General features: G+C 65.5%; 22 protein-coding genes. 6 read left to right on the forward strand and 16 right to left on the reverse strand.

Features of this window, described 5'->3' with window-relative positions; translation table 11 throughout:
- The 5 genes from ACFQJD_RS00205 to ACFQJD_RS00225 all read right to left on the reverse strand — a co-directional run.
- Positions 1-248: hypothetical protein (locus ACFQJD_RS00205; protein WP_379795337.1), on the reverse strand; the 248-nt coding region annotated here is incomplete at its 3' end.
- Between the two features lie 239 nt (positions 249-487).
- Positions 488-679, reverse strand: a complete 192-nt coding sequence (locus ACFQJD_RS00210) for a hypothetical protein (protein WP_379795324.1) — start codon at positions 677-679, stop codon at positions 488-490.
- A complete protein-coding gene (locus ACFQJD_RS00215) occupies positions 676-1,020 on the reverse strand; it encodes a hypothetical protein (RefSeq protein ID WP_379795322.1) in 345 nt (114 codons plus the stop codon). The genes ACFQJD_RS00210 and ACFQJD_RS00215 overlap by 4 nt, the downstream gene beginning before the upstream one ends.
- Positions 1,017-1,283: a hypothetical protein gene (locus ACFQJD_RS00220; RefSeq protein ID WP_379795320.1), complete on the reverse strand. Its 267-nt coding sequence runs from the start codon at positions 1,281-1,283 to the stop codon at positions 1,017-1,019. Before ACFQJD_RS00220 ends, ACFQJD_RS00215 begins: the two co-directional genes overlap by 4 nt.
- Positions 1,276-1,500 (reverse strand): hypothetical protein, encoded by a 225-nt coding sequence (locus ACFQJD_RS00225; protein ID WP_379795318.1) that lies wholly within the window; start codon positions 1,498-1,500, stop codon positions 1,276-1,278. The genes ACFQJD_RS00220 and ACFQJD_RS00225 overlap by 8 nt, the downstream gene beginning before the upstream one ends.
- 604 nt (positions 1,501-2,104) lie before the next feature.
- Here ACFQJD_RS00225 and ACFQJD_RS00230 point away from each other — a divergent pair.
- Entirely contained in the window at positions 2,105-2,572 is a 468-nt protein-coding gene (locus ACFQJD_RS00230) for a hypothetical protein (RefSeq protein ID WP_379795316.1), read from the forward strand.
- 420 nt (positions 2,573-2,992) lie between these two features.
- Here the strand turns inward: ACFQJD_RS00230 and ACFQJD_RS00235 are convergent, their stop codons facing one another.
- From ACFQJD_RS00235 to ACFQJD_RS00265, 7 genes are all read right to left on the reverse strand, one after another.
- Positions 2,993-4,315 (reverse strand): hypothetical protein, encoded by a 1,323-nt coding sequence (locus tag ACFQJD_RS00235; protein WP_379795333.1) that lies wholly within the window; start codon positions 4,313-4,315, stop codon positions 2,993-2,995.
- Between the two features lie 328 nt (positions 4,316-4,643).
- On the reverse strand, positions 4,644-4,952 hold the full coding sequence (locus ACFQJD_RS00240; protein WP_379795312.1) for a hypothetical protein: 309 nt from the start codon (positions 4,950-4,952) through the stop codon (positions 4,644-4,646).
- A gap of 77 nt (positions 4,953-5,029) precedes the next feature.
- A complete protein-coding gene (locus ACFQJD_RS00245; RefSeq protein WP_379795310.1) occupies positions 5,030-5,317 on the reverse strand; it encodes a hypothetical protein in 288 nt (95 codons plus the stop codon).
- Entirely contained in the window at positions 5,314-6,354 is a 1,041-nt protein-coding gene (locus ACFQJD_RS00250; RefSeq protein WP_379795340.1) for a hypothetical protein, read from the reverse strand. Before ACFQJD_RS00250 ends, ACFQJD_RS00245 begins: the two co-directional genes overlap by 4 nt.
- A gap of 760 nt (positions 6,355-7,114) precedes the next feature.
- On the reverse strand, positions 7,115-7,303 hold the full coding sequence (locus tag ACFQJD_RS00255) for a hypothetical protein (RefSeq protein ID WP_379795342.1): 189 nt from the start codon (positions 7,301-7,303) through the stop codon (positions 7,115-7,117).
- Positions 7,300-7,668 carry a helix-turn-helix domain-containing protein gene (locus ACFQJD_RS00260; RefSeq protein ID WP_379795344.1) on the reverse strand — a complete coding sequence of 123 codons (369 nt, stop codon included), beginning with the start codon at positions 7,666-7,668 and terminating at the stop codon, positions 7,300-7,302. The genes ACFQJD_RS00255 and ACFQJD_RS00260 overlap by 4 nt, the downstream gene beginning before the upstream one ends.
- Positions 7,665-7,832, reverse strand: coding sequence for a hypothetical protein (locus ACFQJD_RS00265; RefSeq protein ID WP_379795304.1), 168 nt, complete (start codon positions 7,830-7,832; stop codon positions 7,665-7,667). Before ACFQJD_RS00265 ends, ACFQJD_RS00260 begins: the two co-directional genes overlap by 4 nt.
- Positions 7,833-8,479: 647 nt before the next feature.
- Between ACFQJD_RS00265 and ACFQJD_RS00270 the strand changes: the two genes are divergently transcribed.
- The 3 genes from ACFQJD_RS00270 (at position 8,480) to ACFQJD_RS00280 (ending at position 9,783) form a co-directional block, all read left to right on the forward strand.
- Positions 8,480-8,719, forward strand: a complete 240-nt coding sequence (locus ACFQJD_RS00270; protein ID WP_379795300.1) for a helix-turn-helix domain-containing protein — start codon at positions 8,480-8,482, stop codon at positions 8,717-8,719.
- A 45-nt stretch (positions 8,720-8,764) separates the two neighbouring features.
- Positions 8,765-9,034 (forward strand): hypothetical protein, encoded by a 270-nt coding sequence (locus ACFQJD_RS00275; protein ID WP_379795346.1) that lies wholly within the window; start codon positions 8,765-8,767, stop codon positions 9,032-9,034.
- A gap of 140 nt (positions 9,035-9,174) precedes the next feature.
- Complete coding sequence (locus ACFQJD_RS00280; protein WP_379795298.1) at positions 9,175-9,783, forward strand: site-specific integrase; 609 nt, start codon at positions 9,175-9,177, stop codon at positions 9,781-9,783.
- Positions 9,784-9,810: 27 nt separating this feature from the next.
- On the opposite strand, the gene ACFQJD_RS00285 is transcribed toward ACFQJD_RS00280, so the two are convergent.
- Both ACFQJD_RS00285 and ACFQJD_RS00290 read right to left on the reverse strand, forming a co-directional pair.
- The gene (locus ACFQJD_RS00285; protein WP_379795296.1) at positions 9,811-10,104 is read right to left on the reverse strand and encodes a type II toxin-antitoxin system RelE family toxin; all 294 of its coding nucleotides are present in this window, start codon (positions 10,102-10,104) and stop codon (positions 9,811-9,813) included.
- Positions 10,097-10,291: a hypothetical protein gene (locus tag ACFQJD_RS00290; protein WP_379795294.1), complete on the reverse strand. Its 195-nt coding sequence runs from the start codon at positions 10,289-10,291 to the stop codon at positions 10,097-10,099. The genes ACFQJD_RS00285 and ACFQJD_RS00290 overlap by 8 nt, the downstream gene beginning before the upstream one ends.
- A gap of 409 nt (positions 10,292-10,700) precedes the next feature.
- On the opposite strand from ACFQJD_RS00290, the gene ACFQJD_RS00295 reads away from it, so the two are divergent.
- Positions 10,701-11,153, forward strand: coding sequence for a hypothetical protein (locus ACFQJD_RS00295; RefSeq protein ID WP_379795292.1), 453 nt, complete (start codon positions 10,701-10,703; stop codon positions 11,151-11,153).
- Between the two features lie 433 nt (positions 11,154-11,586).
- Here ACFQJD_RS00295 and ACFQJD_RS00300 read toward each other — a convergent pair whose 3' ends face one another.
- Positions 11,587-14,991 carry a hypothetical protein gene (locus ACFQJD_RS00300; protein WP_379795348.1) on the reverse strand — a complete coding sequence of 1,135 codons (3,405 nt, stop codon included), beginning with the start codon at positions 14,989-14,991 and terminating at the stop codon, positions 11,587-11,589.
- Positions 14,930-16,081: a hypothetical protein gene (locus ACFQJD_RS00305; protein ID WP_379795350.1), complete on the reverse strand. Its 1,152-nt coding sequence runs from the start codon at positions 16,079-16,081 to the stop codon at positions 14,930-14,932. The genes ACFQJD_RS00300 and ACFQJD_RS00305 overlap by 62 nt, the downstream gene beginning before the upstream one ends.
- 44 nt (positions 16,082-16,125) lie before the next feature.
- Here ACFQJD_RS00305 and ACFQJD_RS00310 point away from each other — a divergent pair, with 44 nt between their 5' ends.
- On the forward strand, positions 16,126-16,473 hold the full coding sequence (locus tag ACFQJD_RS00310; protein WP_379795351.1) for a hypothetical protein: 348 nt from the start codon (positions 16,126-16,128) through the stop codon (positions 16,471-16,473).
- The last annotated feature ends 351 nt before the right edge of the window (positions 16,474-16,824 follow it).

The following is a 16,824-nucleotide window of genomic DNA, read 5'->3' on the forward strand; positions in this document are numbered from 1 at the left end:
TCGCCGTCCTCTTCGAGGAGGTCCGCGTCGATGGCGTCGTAGACGGCGGCCTGCGCGTCGGCCACCGAGAGATCGAGGGCGTCGGCGAGGCGTTCCGCGACTTCGAGCGCGGGGGGTGCCTCGTCGTCGAGGCGGTCGAAGAGTCGCCCCCACGTCTCGGCGTCGACGTCGGGCGTCATTGGCCGCCCTTTTCGCCGCGGGTACTCGTCGTCTGTTCGTCCGCCGTCGGTGTCGTGTCTATCGTCCATCGTGGGCGTAGCGACCGCACGCAGCCGCCTGCGGTCGGGGCCCGGGACCAGTCGCCTTAGTGCCCGTTTAAACGGATTAGTTCCCGTTCGAAAACGTTTTAGGCTCCCGGGAGAGAAGAAACACCCACAGGTTCCATGCTGGGGGATGCGGTTCCTTCCCTCGGCTTTCAACTCATTCGTTAGCTGTGCTTGTCCCTCCGTTTCCACAGGACCCGTCTTAAAACCCCCGAACCGATGGGTCATGCGGTTGCCCACCTCCGGTCGCAGGGGTCCTCGGCCATGAACCGAACCAGATCGCTCCAACACGCCGCGCACAGGCCGCCCTCGTACAGCGCCCCCGAACTCTCGGTGTAATCGTAGGCGCGGAGTTGGAACCGCTCTCTCGTCCCGTGAACGATGCTGTCACCGCACCGGGTACAGGCATCGGTCATACAACCACCGTCCTCTCGGCGGGCCGGTAGCCGTCCGCTCTCATTTGCGTAAGCAGCGCGTCGGGGACGTCGTCGAGCGTCGCCTCGGGGTCGACGATACACGTGCTCTCGCCGCCGCGCTGCCGGACGAGGATGGTGCGGACGTGTAGAAGCGTCGCCACCCGGTCGGCCGTCGCGACGCGGAACAGCGCCCGCTTAACGGTGCCAGAAGACGGGTGCCACTGCACCCGGTAGTTCTCACCGTCCGTGGACGGACCACCTTGGGCGGGCGGCGTCGACCAGCTCGCCTCGCCGGCGTCGATCTCGCCGCTGCCGTCGCAGGCGGGACACTCGACGCTCATCGGTTGGCCTCCAGGTTCTCACAGATTCGGTTGAGCGCCGCGACGAGTTGCGTGGCCGTGGAGATGGCGCGGCAGTTGAGGACGTCGACGGTCGCCTCGCTCCGACGGTCGTCGACGTAGTAAATCGGCGTGTTGTCTTTCGTGGGGGCGAGCTGCACCTCGCCGAAGATAATCCGCTCACCTCGCTGATACTGGCCGGCCATGGCCGACGCGGCGATATCGTGGGCTATCTCGCCGTCCTCGACGAGAACACGCTCACGCACCGTCCTCACCCCCGCTAAGCGGGAAGATATCTTGCTCGCGTGCTCGCTTTGCCGCTCGCCGCACCTGCGCGTGGACGTCGTCGTCGGGATGCTCTCGGCCGACCATCCACAAGATCGTCGCGAGGCCTTCGAGGCCGCTCGCGTCGTCGGGATGCTCCACGAGCCCGCCGTCGAGGGTCGTTTGCTGCTCGGTTCGTCCGTTCGGGGTGTCGGTCATGCTCATTGGTTGGTGTTGATAGAGCGGTCGCTCACCGACCGCTGAATCCTAACTTCTATCACGCCGCACGGCGAAGGAAGGAGCGGACATCCAGTCCCACCCTTCTTCGAGATGTAGCACCGAAGAGCGGTGCGTGTATCTCTTTGCTCTTACCTCCTCACTACCGTTTTTAGGCACTTAACTATGGGATAGATGCCCACACCGATGTACCACAACCACACAATTGGCCGCCTGAGCCCAAGAATTGTGTACTATTGGTGATAACCGAACACGCCCGGTTTCGAGCGAGAGCGCCGTTGTAACCTTGGATGTACGACAGAGGTACGCAGGAACGCAACGCTATTACTCTACTACTCGCCCACATCCGTACCTTGCGCGTACATCGCCGCCCCGCCATGCGATTAGGTGGAATGGACGGTGTTGTCCGCCGCTGTCGCATAATCGCAAGACGGCGGCGATATCGCCCGCTGTCAACAACAACAGCCATACTGTCTTGTACGTACCTATAGAGGAGCCCCTCCCGAGTTGACGTCGCCGACCGCCGAGGGAATGCGCCGTCTCATTCCGGGCCTTCACACGTCCTCCGGGCGTACATCCGTGTGCAATGGCGGACACAACCCGACCAACGGTGGAGGTAGAGCTCATCGACCGCGTCGACGAGGCCATCCGCGAGCGGACCGGCGTCCCGGCGGACGAACTCGGCTTTCAGTCGAAGGTCGAGGCGCTCCTCGCGGTCTACGAGGAGGACGTCACGGCGGCAGGCGGCGCGACGGACGGTGAGCCGACGGTCCACCCGGAGGTAGCCCAGCGCCTCCGCGAGGTGGAGGCAGCTGTCGTCGAGATCGTCGAGGCGCTCCAGGCCGGCGCGGAGGACGACCACGCGACGCAACAGCCATCGGCGGCCGAGCAAAACCAGGCGGAGGCCCCGGGTGACCCGGACCCGAGTGAGCTACTGAGCGGCGGCGAACCGCCAGAGGAGCTTCGCGAGGGTGAGAGCGCCGACAGCCTGCACGTCCGCCCCGACGGGTCGGTAGGCAACAAACCAACACGAAACAACCTGAATCGCCGGTAATCCCCGGAGGGCGGCGCTCTTCTTTACGATGTACGTCGCACGAACGCGGGGAACGCGGTCAGTAGTCGGTGGTATGCCGGTGCTCTCGTACGTTGCGCGTACATCGGCCCGCTGTAATGCGATTAGCCGGTGAACAGGCGGCTATCAGTAGCGTGTGCCTAATCGCCATACGGGAGCGGGATACCGCAGTGATAGTAATCTGCAGAAGGGGCCATACCTATCTACATACGCGTATACCATCTGGAGAGGGGCTGACAGGGAGCGGCGGGGGCGTTCGGGGCGGGTTATCGTGTCCACCGCCGTCCTCGGCGAAGAAACTCCTCGCGAACGATGCTTCCGTTGGGGCGAGGAAGATCGGGAAAAGAAAGAGAGAGACACCCACAGGTAATCCAACCTAAGGTAACTAACGCGCCCTTGGCGTCAGAACCCGAGGTCGTCGAACGGGTCGGTGCTCCCCTCGAACGGATCGCCGAAGCCGCCGAACGAATCGTCACTGCTCTCCTCGAGCTCGTCGAACGATTGCACGACGCCCGTGTCGAACGTCTCCCCCGAGGTGAGCCATCCGGGGAGGCCGCCGCGACGATCTTCGTCGCGGTCGTCGTCGGGGAACGTCGTTTCCATTTCCAGGGGCGGGGCGGTCTCGGTTTCGGTCTCCAGTTCCGTTTCGGTCTCCAGTTCCGTTTCGGTCTCCAGTTCCGTTTCGGTCTCCAGTTCCGTTTCGGTCTCCAGTTCCGTTTCGGTCTCCAGTTCCGTTTCGGTCTCCAGTTCCGTCTCAAATCCGAGCGCTTGCTCTTGCTCTTGCTCGAGGCCGACGGCCGTCTCGGTCTCGAAGCCGAGGCCGCTGCCGACGCCCTCCCAGAATCTCTCGCCGACGCCCTCGCCGAACGTGTCGTCCCCGACGCGTCCGGCGTCGTCGGTGCCAACACTCGGCCCACCGAACTCGTCGACGGATGGGCCGTCAAATTCTACATCGGCCCCCTGCGGGGAGGTGGAGAGACCGAGCCCGGCACCGACAGCGTAGGGCCCGAGCCCCATACCCTCGTCCTCGTTGATCTCCCGGCGGCGGCGCTCGGTCTCGGCTTCCATCTTCGTCGACGACTCGGTCTCTTGGCGCATGACGGTCAACACGTTCTGGCCGTCGTCGCGAGCGGTTTCGATGTCCGGCCGCTCGTTCACCTCGAAGAAGCCGGGGAGGTCGCCGAGGTCGCCATCGGCGAACGGGCCAGATTCCGCCTCGAAGTCGGGGATCGCTCCCTCATCCAGATATGCGGTGCTTCGGCGGGGTCGGATCGGCCCCACGTAAACAGTGGTGTCACGAGCGGCTTGGACCCGTTCGGGTGCGGATTCGAGCGCGTTCTGAATGCGGTCGCCGGTGTCCCGAACGCTCTTGCGACTCTCATCCCACAACGAGAGAAGGCGACTTTCAGTGTCGGCCGCTCGCAACCGGGTTTTTACTTCGGCGCGTCCGGCCGCCCGTCCCGTGGAATAAGCGAGTGAGTCGAGGTCGTCCTGATTGGGAAGGTCGAAGTTTCGGGCTCGGTCACGGGCGAACAGTGCTCCCTCACGCACGTCGTTGTACGACGAAAGGAGTTCGCCCCCAGCTCTTGCGGCCCGCAATCGGGCTCTGACTTCGACACGGCCGGTCGCCCGGCCGGTGCTGTGTGCGAGTGAGTCGAAGTCGCCCTGGTCGGGGAGATCGAAGTTCTGGATTCGGTCACGGGCGAACAGTGCTCCCTCACGCACGTCGTTGTACGACGAGAGAAGGCGACTTTCAGTGTCAGCCGCTCGCAACCGGGCTTTTACTTCGGCACGCCCGGACGCCCGGCCGGTGCTGTAAGCGAGTGAGTTGAGGTCCCCCTGCGTGGGGGGGACAGCGACGGAGTCGACAACCCGGGTGTGGTGATGTCATTAGGTATGGATTTGAGCTCACCTCCCACGTCGCGGGCTTGGTTGGCGAGTTTGATGCCGGCCAGCATCCCGGCGGTTCTCCCCCGACGGGCTTTGTGCTTCGCCCGGCTGGTTTTCCGATGGGCTGTGTCGAGCAGCTCACCCCGTGAGGTAGGGGCTTGGCTCACCGTCTCTTCCAGGGCCGCTTTCTGCCCCCGAACCTCAAGCTCGGCGCGTTGTCTAACGGTGCGAGCAGTCCCTTTAACCGCCTCTCCTCGCTCAACCCCCTTTCGATCGTGTCGGCGATGTCGGGAACAGAGTTGCTGGGGATGCTCGTGAGTTGCTGTTTGAGCATCGGGTCGACTTCGAGGATCGGTGCGTCGGCGTCGCGGCGGACGCTCACCCGCGGCGCGCGGTCGGTCACGCTTCGCACACGATTCGTGACGCTCTCCGACGCCGTCGACGTCTCTGCCGTGGCCGTCTCGGCGGGCATCTCAACCTGTGCGGTCGAGACGCCGGGGGTGAGAGTCGCCGCGCGACTCCCGAGCGCGCCGCGGCGAATGCCGGCTTTCACGAGTTCCTCCCCGGTTGAAGGGAGTAGCGGGCCGCTGCTCCGAGCTTCGTCCCTTGCGTCGCTCGGAATACCCCACCGGAAGCGGCCGCGCTCCCGAGCAACATCCCGGCGGTCTTCGCCGGGTTTTGACGCGCCTGCTCGACCGCCCGAACCGCGCGATTCGCCACCGCCTCGGGGGCCTTTTCCGCAGTCTCTAACGGGTTGTGGGCGGTGTACCCGAGCGTTTCGGGGATCTCGGTCGCCAGTTGCGGCACTTGCGCAACAAGCCCTGCGGGCCCGATCACGACGCCTTCACCCACGTTCCGAATTTCGCGGTCGTAGGCTGCGGCGAGATTGTCGTAGCCGGCTGCCTCGAGGACGGCCGCCCCGCCGCTCTCCCCCGCGACGTCGCGGCTAAACACTTTTTGACCGAAGTTCTGTGCTCCGGTTTGCACCTGCTCCGAGAACGCATCAGCCGCCCCTTCGACTTCGTCGCCGTCGCCCCCAAGCCGAACGACCAGTCTAAATCGCCGAACTGTTCGCGACGGTCGATCTGGACGTCGCCCGTTGCTGACGCCGTAATCTCGAACGCGCTGGGGTCGAGGCCCTGGTTTCGCAGACTCTCTTTGGCCGAGCGTCGGGCCTGTGCTCTCGCGAGCGTCCGGTCGATGCCGCCGAGCGTCGTCGACGTCGTCTGTGGTTGGAGGAGCAGGTCTCCTAACTGACCTCCGGAGGCTATGTCTCCTTGACCGTCCTGCTGTCGTTGGGCTCTCATTCGCCGCCGGTAGGCTTGTGCCGCCGCCCGGTCGCGCGCGCTCTCTCTCTCGAAGTCCTCGTCGAGCGACCCGACGACCTGGCCGTCTTCGATCCGCGTCTCGACATCTGAGGGATCCGCTCCCTCCACTTGCGACGCGACACGCTGCTTGAGGTCGGCACGCGACGCCGACAGCTCCTGCGCGAGCTGTTGCTCGAATCGCCGGTCCTGGATTGCCGGCGCGACTTGGGCTCCATCAGGGCCGGCGACGACGCCTGGGACCTCGGTTGGGTCCTCGACGGTCGACGGATCGGGGGCGGATGTCCGACCCTGTGCGGGGCCGTCCTCGGCCACCTCTTGGATAGTCTGCCGACGCATCGTCTGCCGAGCACTCGCCGAGAACGTGACACCGAGCGTGCCGTCGCGGCGAACGATGTTGTGCTGGTTTGTGTCTGTGAGCGACACTCCCGGGGCGTTTCGGTCGATGCGACCCTGGAGCTGTTGGACCGCATCTGGGAGTGCTCCTTCCTTGCCACTCATCGCGCCGTACTCCTCTTCGAGGCCGCCCGTCAGCTGGTTTTGCGACACAGCAGACCCGCTGTCGCCTCCCGCCCCGCTACCACTACTGCCTCCTGCCTCGGCGCTGCCGGTGTCGCCGTCATCGGGGACGCCACCGGGATCGTACGACTCTGGATCGGTGGGGGGATCGTTGTCGGTGTCGTCGTCGGGGACGCCACCGGGATCGTACGACTCTGGATCGGTGGGGGGATCGTTGTCGGTGTCGTCGTCGGGGACGCCACCGGGATCGTACGACTCTGGATCGGTGGGGGGATCGCTGCCGTCAGAGGACCCGCCGCCACTGTCTGCCCCTTCTCCGAAATCGACATCCGGGTCTTGTGCACTCTCTGGGTCGTGATAGTCCCAATCCCCGCCAGGGTCTGGATCGTCGGGAACGCTGCTCCCTCCTCCTGAGGACGAGTCGTCGGGGACACCACCGGGATCGTACGACTCGGGGTCGGTGGGAGGGTCGTTGTCAGTGTCGCCGTCGTCGGGGACGCCACCGGGATCGTACGACTCGGGGTCAGTGGGGGGGCCATACTGTCATATTCGCGAGTGAAAGGCGTCAAACCACGGAATGAGAGTGCCTCGCCGTCGGCCGCCTCGACGACTTCCCCGGCTGAGTGAGTTACGACCACCGAGCTGGTGCGCGCCTGCCTTGACGCCGGACTCGTTCTCCAGTCGTCCGCGCTTCGACCCTGTCGCGCGTCGACATGGTCCAGTTTCCGGCGGCGGGGGGCGATTCCCCCGCAGGCTTCTGAAGCTACCTGCGGAGCGGTGTTTTCGCGGGCTACAGGTGCGTCTTGCGGGCGTCAACCCCGGGGGTAGCGTCGCCGATTCCGCCCTCCTCCTCGGGGAGAGGCACCTCACGCCGGCAAATCGGACACCGGAGGAGTTCGTGGGCCTTCGCGATACTCATCACGATCTCCTCGTGGTCGAACGGACCGCCCGAACAGCGCTGCCGACAGGCGCGGGTCATGGACCCGACACACCCCTCGAGTTCGGACTCGAGGTCGAGGAGTCAACGAGCGCGCTCCGGTGGCCCTTCCCAGGGGACATATCCAACTTCTCCATCCACTCCGAGACGACGTGCGACGAACAGCCGAGCATCCCCGCGATCTCTGGTTGCGTGTGTCCGCGCTCGTAGTACAGGGTGTGCAGGCGGTCGGGGTCATGCCACGGGTAGAGCTCCCGGTCCACCTCGACGACGGCCGACAGCACCGCACCGACTGTCTCCTCGTCAACGCCCGCGCGGTCGGCCAGATCCTCGGCGTCGAGTTCGTCGACCGTCTCCGCTGACACTGCCGCGCGGAACAGGTCACGGTCGGGGAGCGGGTCGCTCATTGACCGGCCGCCTCCCGAAACCGCTCGGCGAACGCCGCCGCCTCGGCGACGCTAATCCCGTCGACGTGCGACCAGTCGATTTCTTCCATCCGCTCGGCGAGTTCTTCGAGCTGCATCCGCGCGTGCAGCTCCGGGTCCGGCGGCGCGTCGTCGACGGTGCTCATTGTTCATCCCACGCCTTTTCGGCGGCGGCACGAGTCGTGCGCCGAGGCGGTGAGCCGTCTCCGGCGTCATGCAGCCGAGGAACGACGCCTTCCCGTAATCCCCCTCGTCGTCGAACTCTAAGGCTACATCAGTCCCGTCCTGATATGGGTAAATCGACACGTCGAACGCGCCGGTTCTCTCTAAATCGCTGACACCGAACTCCAATTGACCGTGCGTGAGGCAGATCGTCGGGGCGGCGGGGAGGTCTTGGAGGACTTTTTCCCCCATGAAGTCGACATTCGCCGCCTCTTCGGATGCAGCGGCGCTGGCGTCGTCGCTGAGTATCGGAAGGCTGGCCACGCCGGCCGCCGCGCCGAGGAACGTGCGTCTACTGGTCGATGCTTTCGCCGTGTCCGCCGGGTCTTTGTCCCCCGACGGCGTATTTTCGTTCGCCATAGCTTCTATGGCACCGGTCGAGCGGCGTGTCCGCGCCGCCGGCCTTTGACGACGCCGTCGTATCTTCTTACATCCCGTTGCACCTCGCAACGAATGTGGACGCCGTCGTCGCCGTCCCGGTGCGTAGTGCCTACTCTTTCACGCAACCACTTGAACGTTACTCCGTAACGGACGGAATAACAACTAATAGTATGGACAAATACTATCACGTATGGGAGTGAGGGTAACGACAATTGTGAACCGGGACTTTGAACCCACTGAGAATGACGAAAAGGTGCTTCGCGTGTTGAAGGAACGGGCGGCGAATCCGCTCCACATTCGCGAGGAAACTGACCTTCCAAAACAGCGCGTGAACGACTCCCTCGAACGGCTCACCAGTGCGGGATGGGTCCGAAAGGTCACCCGCGGGCTGTACGAACTCGTCGAGGACCCGCGTGAAGATCATGACTGAAAAACCAGAATTGCTCGTTGAACTACGCGACTTCGTTTGTACACCATGACCCACGAATACACTCCGGCCAGTGCAAAGAACATCAGTTACGGGCCAAGTTCACGCGAGAATGCTGCCTACGTTCTCCGGATCGGAACGGAAGACGGCACTGTCGAAATCCACCTGGACGAAGAGGAGATGTACGAACTCTGGACCGAGGTTCAACACACCCCGTGGCCGGACACGCTCGAAGAGCAAGAGGAGGCGGGTGAGCTTCGGCGGCAGCTCGTCGATCTCGCTATGGGGGGGACGCGGAGATGCTTCGCGACGCGCTGAACGCCCTCGACCCGCACTGGCAGGAACGATGACGACTTGTGAAACAAGTCGGAAGCGAACACCCGCTAATCGGGGTGTTTACCACCGTGAACACCACCCCGACGCCGGAGTAAAGTGCAGGTTTCTCCTAAGAACGTAACATGAGACTCGAAGCAACCGCTGGCGACAACGACCAACACAAGGTCTGGATGACCGACCCGGAGTTAGAGGACCTGGAGCGCGTCGCCGCCAGTACCCGCGACTACCTGATTATCCGCCTCGGCGGCCGGGTCGGCCTGCGCGCCTTCGAGATACCGCAGGTGCGGCCGAAGGACGTCAAACGCACCGACGACGGCGAGCACTATCGCCTGCGCGTCGAGGAGGGGAAGGACACCACCGGGAACGGCGGAAAGCCTCGCGACGCCTATCTCCCCGCCGACGTCGAAGGCGATCTGCACCGCTACCAGAACGAGGAGAACATCGGCCGGGGCGAGTCGTTCGTCGAGTTGAGCGAGCGGGGTATCCGTGCCGTCGTGAAACGCACCGCCGAGCGCGCGGCCGACGAGACGGGGGACGACGATTTCCGGCACGTATCCTCTCACGATCTCCGGCGACGGTTCGCCCAGCGCCTTCTCGTCGACGAACGGGTGAATCCGCGCGTCGTCATGCAGGTCGGTGGGTGGGATTCGTTCGCCGCGATTGAACCGTACCTGAACGCCCCGACGCCCGACGTGGTGAACGAGGCCTTCGAGGAGGCGGGACTGGCGTGATCGGCCGCCCCACGAATGAACGGTATCCTACCAGCCGTAGCGCTTGTGCGCGTCGTCAATGTCGGTGATTTCGAGGACGCGAACGTCTTTCTCGTCTTCTAACACCGTGTAGAACGCCGTGTAGGTCCGCGAGATATGCAGCCGGTAGCGGTCGCGATGGCCGTCGACGGGAAGCTTCTCCTTGTCCCCGCGTCCCCGACCAGGGTACGGGTTCTCCGCGAGATAGCCTAATTTCTCCTTGCAGATTCGCTCGGTTTTCTCGTCAGCGACGTCGAGAAACTCGCGCGGTTGGTCGCCGAGGAGGACGTCGTACTCAGACATCCTCAAGCGGCGTCAACTCATCACGGTCGGCTTCCTCGAGCTCGCGAAATCGCTCTTCCATCTCCTCCCGCCGGCGCTGCTGGGCGAGTTCGGTGAGTAGTTCGTCGTAGGTTTGCCCCGGGTCTTTCAGTTCGTGGAGTACCTTTCGCGTCTCCTCGGTCACGGGAATGCGTTTGTCGGCGGACATTGGTCTGTTAGAACGTATAGGGCTGATAGCCTTAACAATTGTGTCAATGTTGGCGAGAGAATTGGTGGTTCGCGCCAACCAATTGGCCGTATTCTCCGTATTCTCGTATTGTATTCTTGAGAATACGCTTAATACGCTTGAGAGAATACGGAGAATACATGGAAGTGACCACCGTCCGCTTAGACGAGGACCTACTCGCCTCACTCAGCGACGAAGCCGAATCGCTCGGGTTCGATAACCGAACAGAATACATCCGGTGGATATTGCAAAACCGGGGCGTAATACATGAGAATACAGAGAATACGGAAGGAGGGGGAGCGAAGTTCGGGCCGTCGGGGATCGCCTCGACGAACTCGAAGAACGACTCGCTCACCTCGAGGCCGCGAACATCGAACGCACCCGCGAAGAGATGGACGTCTCTGTCGTGGCGGACAGCGGGGCGTCAGAGGCCGCCCACGCGCCGCGAGAGCGACCGGGTGGGAAAGCCGATGCAAACCCCTCGGCCGAGGACGCCGAGAGCGAGGCGGGCGTCCACGACGAGGCGCGGAGGGTTGTCGAGGCGGTGGCCGCCGACGAAGGATGGACCGACGACGGCCGTCGCGAGGCCCGCGTCGAGGCCGCCGTCGCCGCGCTCGAAGCCGCCCACAGTCGCGGGAGCCTCGGGAAGAGCGAGGCCCTCGACGAGCTGGGGCTTCCCGAGGAGTACCCCGTCCGCGGACAGGATGGCGAAACGTGGTGGCGCAAAAACGTCCGGCCCGTCCTGCAGGCGGTCGGCGACTACGACTCCGGCGTCCACGGCTATCGCGTCGATCTCGACGCCGGCGACGGCAGCGACGTGTACGACCCGACAGCAGAGTTCTAACCGGCGCTGTCGCTTGTGCCGTCGGGCGAACACCACCGCCTGCGGCGGCTACGAGGGCGGATCGGCGTCCGCGAGAGCCGCGTCGGGGGCGGGTGGCGCGCCGCGCGGACGTTGCGGCACCGCCGAGGCGTCTCTCACCCCCGTTTCGCGCGCCCCCACCCGGACATTCCACGTATAGTATTCGTTAGAGGCGGGTCGTCCGGGCTCGGCTGGGGGTGCGGCCTCACTGGGGAGGTCAACCTCCCCAGCGGACGGCGCGTCGCGCGGCGAGTAGACTTTCGCCGTGCCGTCGCCGCCGGCGACGTGTGAGAGGTAGCCGGCGTCGACGAACTCGGCGAGCACACGGCGGACCTGGCGCGTAGTGACGTCGACGGCGTCGGCGACGTCGGCGCGCGTGAACTCCTCGCCGAGACGTCGCCACGCCCGAGCGACCTTACTCGCCGTCTCGCTCCACGTCTCGACGACCTGGCCGCGCCCGACGACCGGGAGGTCGTCGCGAAGCGCGGACGTCCTCGCGACGACTGTCGCCCCGCTCTCGCCGCGTGCGAAGCGGAGGATGGCCTGCATCGTCTGGTCCTCGCGCATATGGCCGAGGTATTCGTTCGCCAGGTCGCTGCCGTAGTCGAGATCGACGCCCCGCCCGCCGCGGCGGGACGTATCGACTTCCTCGCCGGCGAGCGCGGCGAACCGTTCGACCGCGTTGTCGCCGAAGTGCTGGCTTCCAAGCAGGGCAGCGAGACGGTGGCCGCCGAGGTCGTTCGCACCCGTCACGTTGCCATAGTTCTCCCACGCCGAAACGACGCCGTCGAGACGGTCGTCGTCTTCGAGGACGTTCCGCACGCCCTTCGTCGTGATAACGGCGGGCTTCCCGACCGGCGTCGGGTCGTCGCCCCGCTGCCGGGGGCGTGCACGCCGCTGTAATCCTCGCTGAGGGCTTCAATGAGCGCGACGTCGCCGTCGAGGTCCTTCCCCGACGGGTCGCCTTCGTACGGCCGTGGTCGGTCACTCGCCTGCACGACGCGCAGGCCGAGCACGTCCTCCAAGAACTCGGCGCGTTCGCGCGCACTGTCGTGAATATCTGCGAGTTCGACGTGTTCGCCGAGAGCGACGCGCCAGAGTGCGGCGCGGGCCGTTGCGTCGAGGCCGACGAGGGAGCGTCCCCCTCGCCGCCGGACGCTCGCGACGGCGGCGTGTGGAGAATCGCGCCGTGGCCGTTCCGGTCGACGACGGTCGTCGCCCGCTCGCCAGTTTTGACGCTGTCGACGCGAGTGCCGTCGGTCGCTGCCGGGTCGAACGCCCACGACGACGTCGAGAGCGTCGTCGCTCGGGCGGCCTCGCTGGGGGCCGCGAGAGCCGTGAGGAGGTGGTGGGCGTCGGGGTGGGCGTATCCATCGTCCGCCCACACTGCAAGCTCACGACAGCCGTCCTCGCCGCCCTGGAGGGCGGTCGCCGCCGCTTCGAGGATGCTCGCCGCCCCGCCGCGGCCTTCCTCCGCCGCCTCGACCGCCTCCGCGACGAGAGCGCGAAGGTCGCCGTCGACGGGGAGCGCGGCAATCTCGATTTCCTCACTTTCACCTAACGTAAGCGCCGTCGCGAGGCGGCCGGTGACAGCGTCGTCGACCCATCGCAAGAGCCCCGCTGCCGGGTGGTCGGGCGGGACGTCGGTGGCGTCGGTCACGGCTTCGTAGACGTCGCGCAGCTCGCCGCTGCCGTCGACGAGGGCCGACAGTGGGTCGAAGACGTCCAGGTCGTCGAGGCGGTCGTGGCTCACTTCGTCGAGAATCGCGTCGGCGGCCTCCGCCGCGTCGGCGGCCTCGGCGCGGGCTTCGAGGATGCTCACGGCTTCGGCGATGCTGTCGACTTCCTCGGCAGCCTCGCCATCTAACCACGCGCGCACCCACTCGTCGCCCCACAAGTCGGCTTCAATAGCGTCGCGTTGGTCCTCGACGTCTTCGCGGAGGGTACTCGCCAACCACGTTGCGAAGTCGAGGGCTTCCTCACCGAACTCCCGACTAAACGCCTCGCCGGGATACTCGTCGAGGACGACGGTTCGGGGTGAGCGAAGCGTCTGACCGTCGCCCTCTTCGTAGTAGGTGCGAACGCTCTCGACGTGGGCGTGGACGTACGACCCGACGAGGAGATCGGCGGGATTCTCGGGGTCGGCGACGTGGTCCCACCCCTCGGAGTAGGTACAGCGCTCTTCGCCCTCGCAACACGGGAGTTCCGCCCCAAACAGGGCCTTCGCCTTCGTGTGAATCTCACGGGGCGTGTAGCCGAGTTTCCGGGCGACGTGGACGGCGAGCCCCCACGCTTCCCCGTGCTCGCCGTCGGCCGTCGGACAGGTCGCGCGGTCAAGATCGACCGACTCCTCCTCCTCGTCGGGGCCGATATACAGCTCGCCCTCCTCGCAACACACGCCACCGCGAATCGTCCATCGGTCGCGGAGCGTGTCCTTGCCGTTCTGACGGACGTATCCGACGGCCTGCGTGAGCACTTCGCCGTCGATGTGAGCGTCGGAGAACACCGGCAGCACTCGCGCGTCGACGCCCCAGCGGTCGGCCTTGTCGAGGGCCTGCTGTTGGAGTTCCTTCCGCGGTGCGAGGTACGACGTCGGCTGGTCGGCCGCGTTCTTGACGGTCGCCGTCGTCTTCCCCGTCGCCGGGAGCGTCCGCACGACGTTCGGCGTGCCGTCTTCGCGGCTCACCTCACCGACTAACTCCTCCACCTCGGCGCGGGCCTCGTCGAGGCGGTCACGCGAGACGGCCACCGCCTCGGGGTCGTCGACGAGGTCCTCGCTCGGCGGGAGCATCGGCGTCACGGCCCGCTCGCCGTCCTCGGCGGGTTCCCACCGCGGGAGCGGCGCGCCGTAGTGGCGGCGGGCGAGGCGGTAGGCGGTCGTGAATCGCCCGCCGCTTAGACTGTCGCTCGGGTCGTCGATAACCCCGGCGTCGAGGGCGACGAACCGAAGCGCGTCGATAGTTCGCTCGGTATCGGCGTCCCACACGGTCCCGCTGGGGAACACCAACACCGACGCCTCGCTCTCGCTCTCACGCCACGCCGGATTGAGCGCGCGGACGGCCTCGCCCCCCACGTCGTCGCCCTCCTCGGTCACGTTCGACCGAAGCGCGTCGGCGTCGAGGTGGAAGAATCCGACTTCGCCGATAACGGAAAGCACAGCGTCGAACTCGGCGATTGCGTCGCTCGTCGTGTAGTACTGGGGGAGCGGCGCGTCGTAGTCGTCGCGAGCGAGGCGGTACGCCTCGGGGTAGGCGGCGTCGAGTGGTTCGTCACACGTCTCGACAAGCCCCTCGGCGATTGCGACGGCGCGGACGACGTCGACGTTCTTCGCACAGTCGGGGCAGGCGAACGTCTCTCCGGCCGCGAGGAGGTCGTCGGCGTCGACGTCGTCGGGCGTGACGCGTCCGGCCGCCCACGCCCGCCGTGGGTCGACCGTTGCATCCACCTCGCGCGGGTCGTCGTCGTAGCCGCTGTCGTCGCTCTCCGATTGCTCTTCGCGTCCCGGATCGACGCCGTACGCCTCGCGGACGTGAGCGAGGACGTCGCCGTACGTTCCTGGGGGAAGAGCCCGATACGTCCCGGTCGCCGTGCCGTCCTCGACGACGTCTCCGGTTTCGCTATCCCGACGAACTAAGTCGTCCTCGTCGACGAGGCCATCGTCAACTGCCACGCCGAGGAGAGCGCGGTAGGGTACAGGGTCGTCCGCTGGAATATGTCCTTCGTCCTTCGCGTGCATCCACGCCGTGAACAGTTCGCGGTCACTGTCGAGGCTGCCACCTGGATTCGCCGCCGACCGCGAACTGTCGGGTGCGTCGGCCAACAGGAAAGTGAGGGGGTGTATGTCGTCCCGTACTTGTGGTCGGCCGCTTTCGTTTCCGTCCCCTCCTCGTAGACGGTGAAATAGTCCTCGCTGTTCCCGTGATGGCCGAGCGGGCTCTTCCCCGCTCTCCGGCGTCGAGGCCGGTCACGTCGGTAATGTCGAGATCGAACAGCGCCGACCGATTCGAGCGACGGTTGTAGTCGTCACTCCCCTCGGTATCGCTGCCATCTTCCCCGCCCTCGTCGTCGATCTCGGATTCGGAGAACGCAGGATGCTCGTTCGCCGGCTTGGAACTCGCGAGGACGGCTTCGAGGCCGCCCCATCCTTGGAGGTAGTCGTCGAGGTCGACCTTGTCGAGCCCGGGCCGTGGGAGCTCGGCGACGTAGGCGTCGACGTCGTGGTTGGTGAGCCATGCAGCGGTTTGGAGCGCTCCACGAAGTCCCGGCGGATGTTGTTCGACGTGCAGCTCGCCATCCTCGGAGAGCGAGGACGTCGGCCGCTCGGCGTCCTGCACGACGTACACGTCCGCGTCGTATTCCGCGAGAGCCTCTCGAAGCGGAGCGAGGTGTTTCTGCTTGAATCGCGTCGTCACCGGTGAGACGCACCGATAGCCTGCCGCATGGGCCGTAATCGCGTCGGCCACACCTTCGGTTATCAAAATCGGCCCATCGCCTTCGGCGAGCGAACCGAGGCCGTAAATCGGTTCGTCGACGACGGAATGGTCCTTGGTCTTGATGGCCTTGATGTATTTCTGCCCGGCGTCGAGGTGGTCGTCCGGGTGGTCGACCGTCCGCGCAATGGCGTACACCGGACGCCCGTCGACGTCGAAGTACGGAAAGACCACACGGCCGCGGAAGTGGGGGCGAAGCCCGTTCTCGTAGAACAGCCCCGTTCCGAGGATGGCTTCGCGGTCGAATCCCTGCCGCATGAGATGGTCGAGGAGTGCAGTATCCCCGGTCGGTGCCCATCCGAGGCCGGCAGCGTCGATAGTTTCGTCGGACCACCCACGCTCTTCGCGCAGATACTCGCGGGCGGTGCGTCCCTCACCGAGTCCCATCGGGTCGTCGAGGCGGTCGTGGAAGTAATCCATAGCCACCTCGAAAGCGTCGAGAGCCTGTTTTCGCCCGTTAACAGGTGGTTCCTCGGCGGTTTCCACCCCGTGAGGGTAGGGGTATCGTCGGCAGAACCACCCTCCGCAGCGAGCGAGACGCCGCCGAAGCCCTCGCCGTCCTCTTCGAGGAGGTCCGCGTCGATGGCGTCGTAGACGGCGGCCTGCGCGTCGGCCACCGAGAGATCGAGGGCGTCGGCGAGGCGTTCCGCGACTTCGAGCGCGGGGGTGCCTCGTCGTCGAGGCGGTCGAAGAGTCGCCCCCACGTCTCGGCGTCGACGTCGGGCGTCATTGGCCGCCCCCTTTTCGCCGCGGGTACTCGTCGTCTGTTCGTCCGCCGTCGGTGTCGTGTCTATCGTCCATCGTGGGCGTAGCGACCGCACGCAGCCGCCTGCGGTCGGGGCCCGGGACCAGTCGCCTTAGTGCCCGTTTAAACGGATTAGTTCCCGTTCGAAAACGTTTTAGGCTCCCGGGAGAGAAGAAACACCCACAGGTTCCATGCTGGGGGATGCGGTTCCTTCCCTCGGCTTTCAACTCATTCGTTAGCTGTGCTTGTCCCTCCGTTTCCACAGGACCCGTCTTAAAACCCCCGAACCGATGGGTCATGCGGTTGCCCACCTCCGGTCGCAGGGGTCCTCGGCCATGAACCGAACCAGATCGCTCCAACACGCCGCGCACAGGCCGCCCTCGTACAGCGCCCCCGAACTCTCGGTGTAATCGTAGGC

This window comes from Haloplanus sp. GCM10025708, from assembly GCF_042663985.1.
GTDB lineage: Archaea > Halobacteriota > Halobacteria > Halobacteriales > Haloferacaceae > Salinirarus > Salinirarus marinus.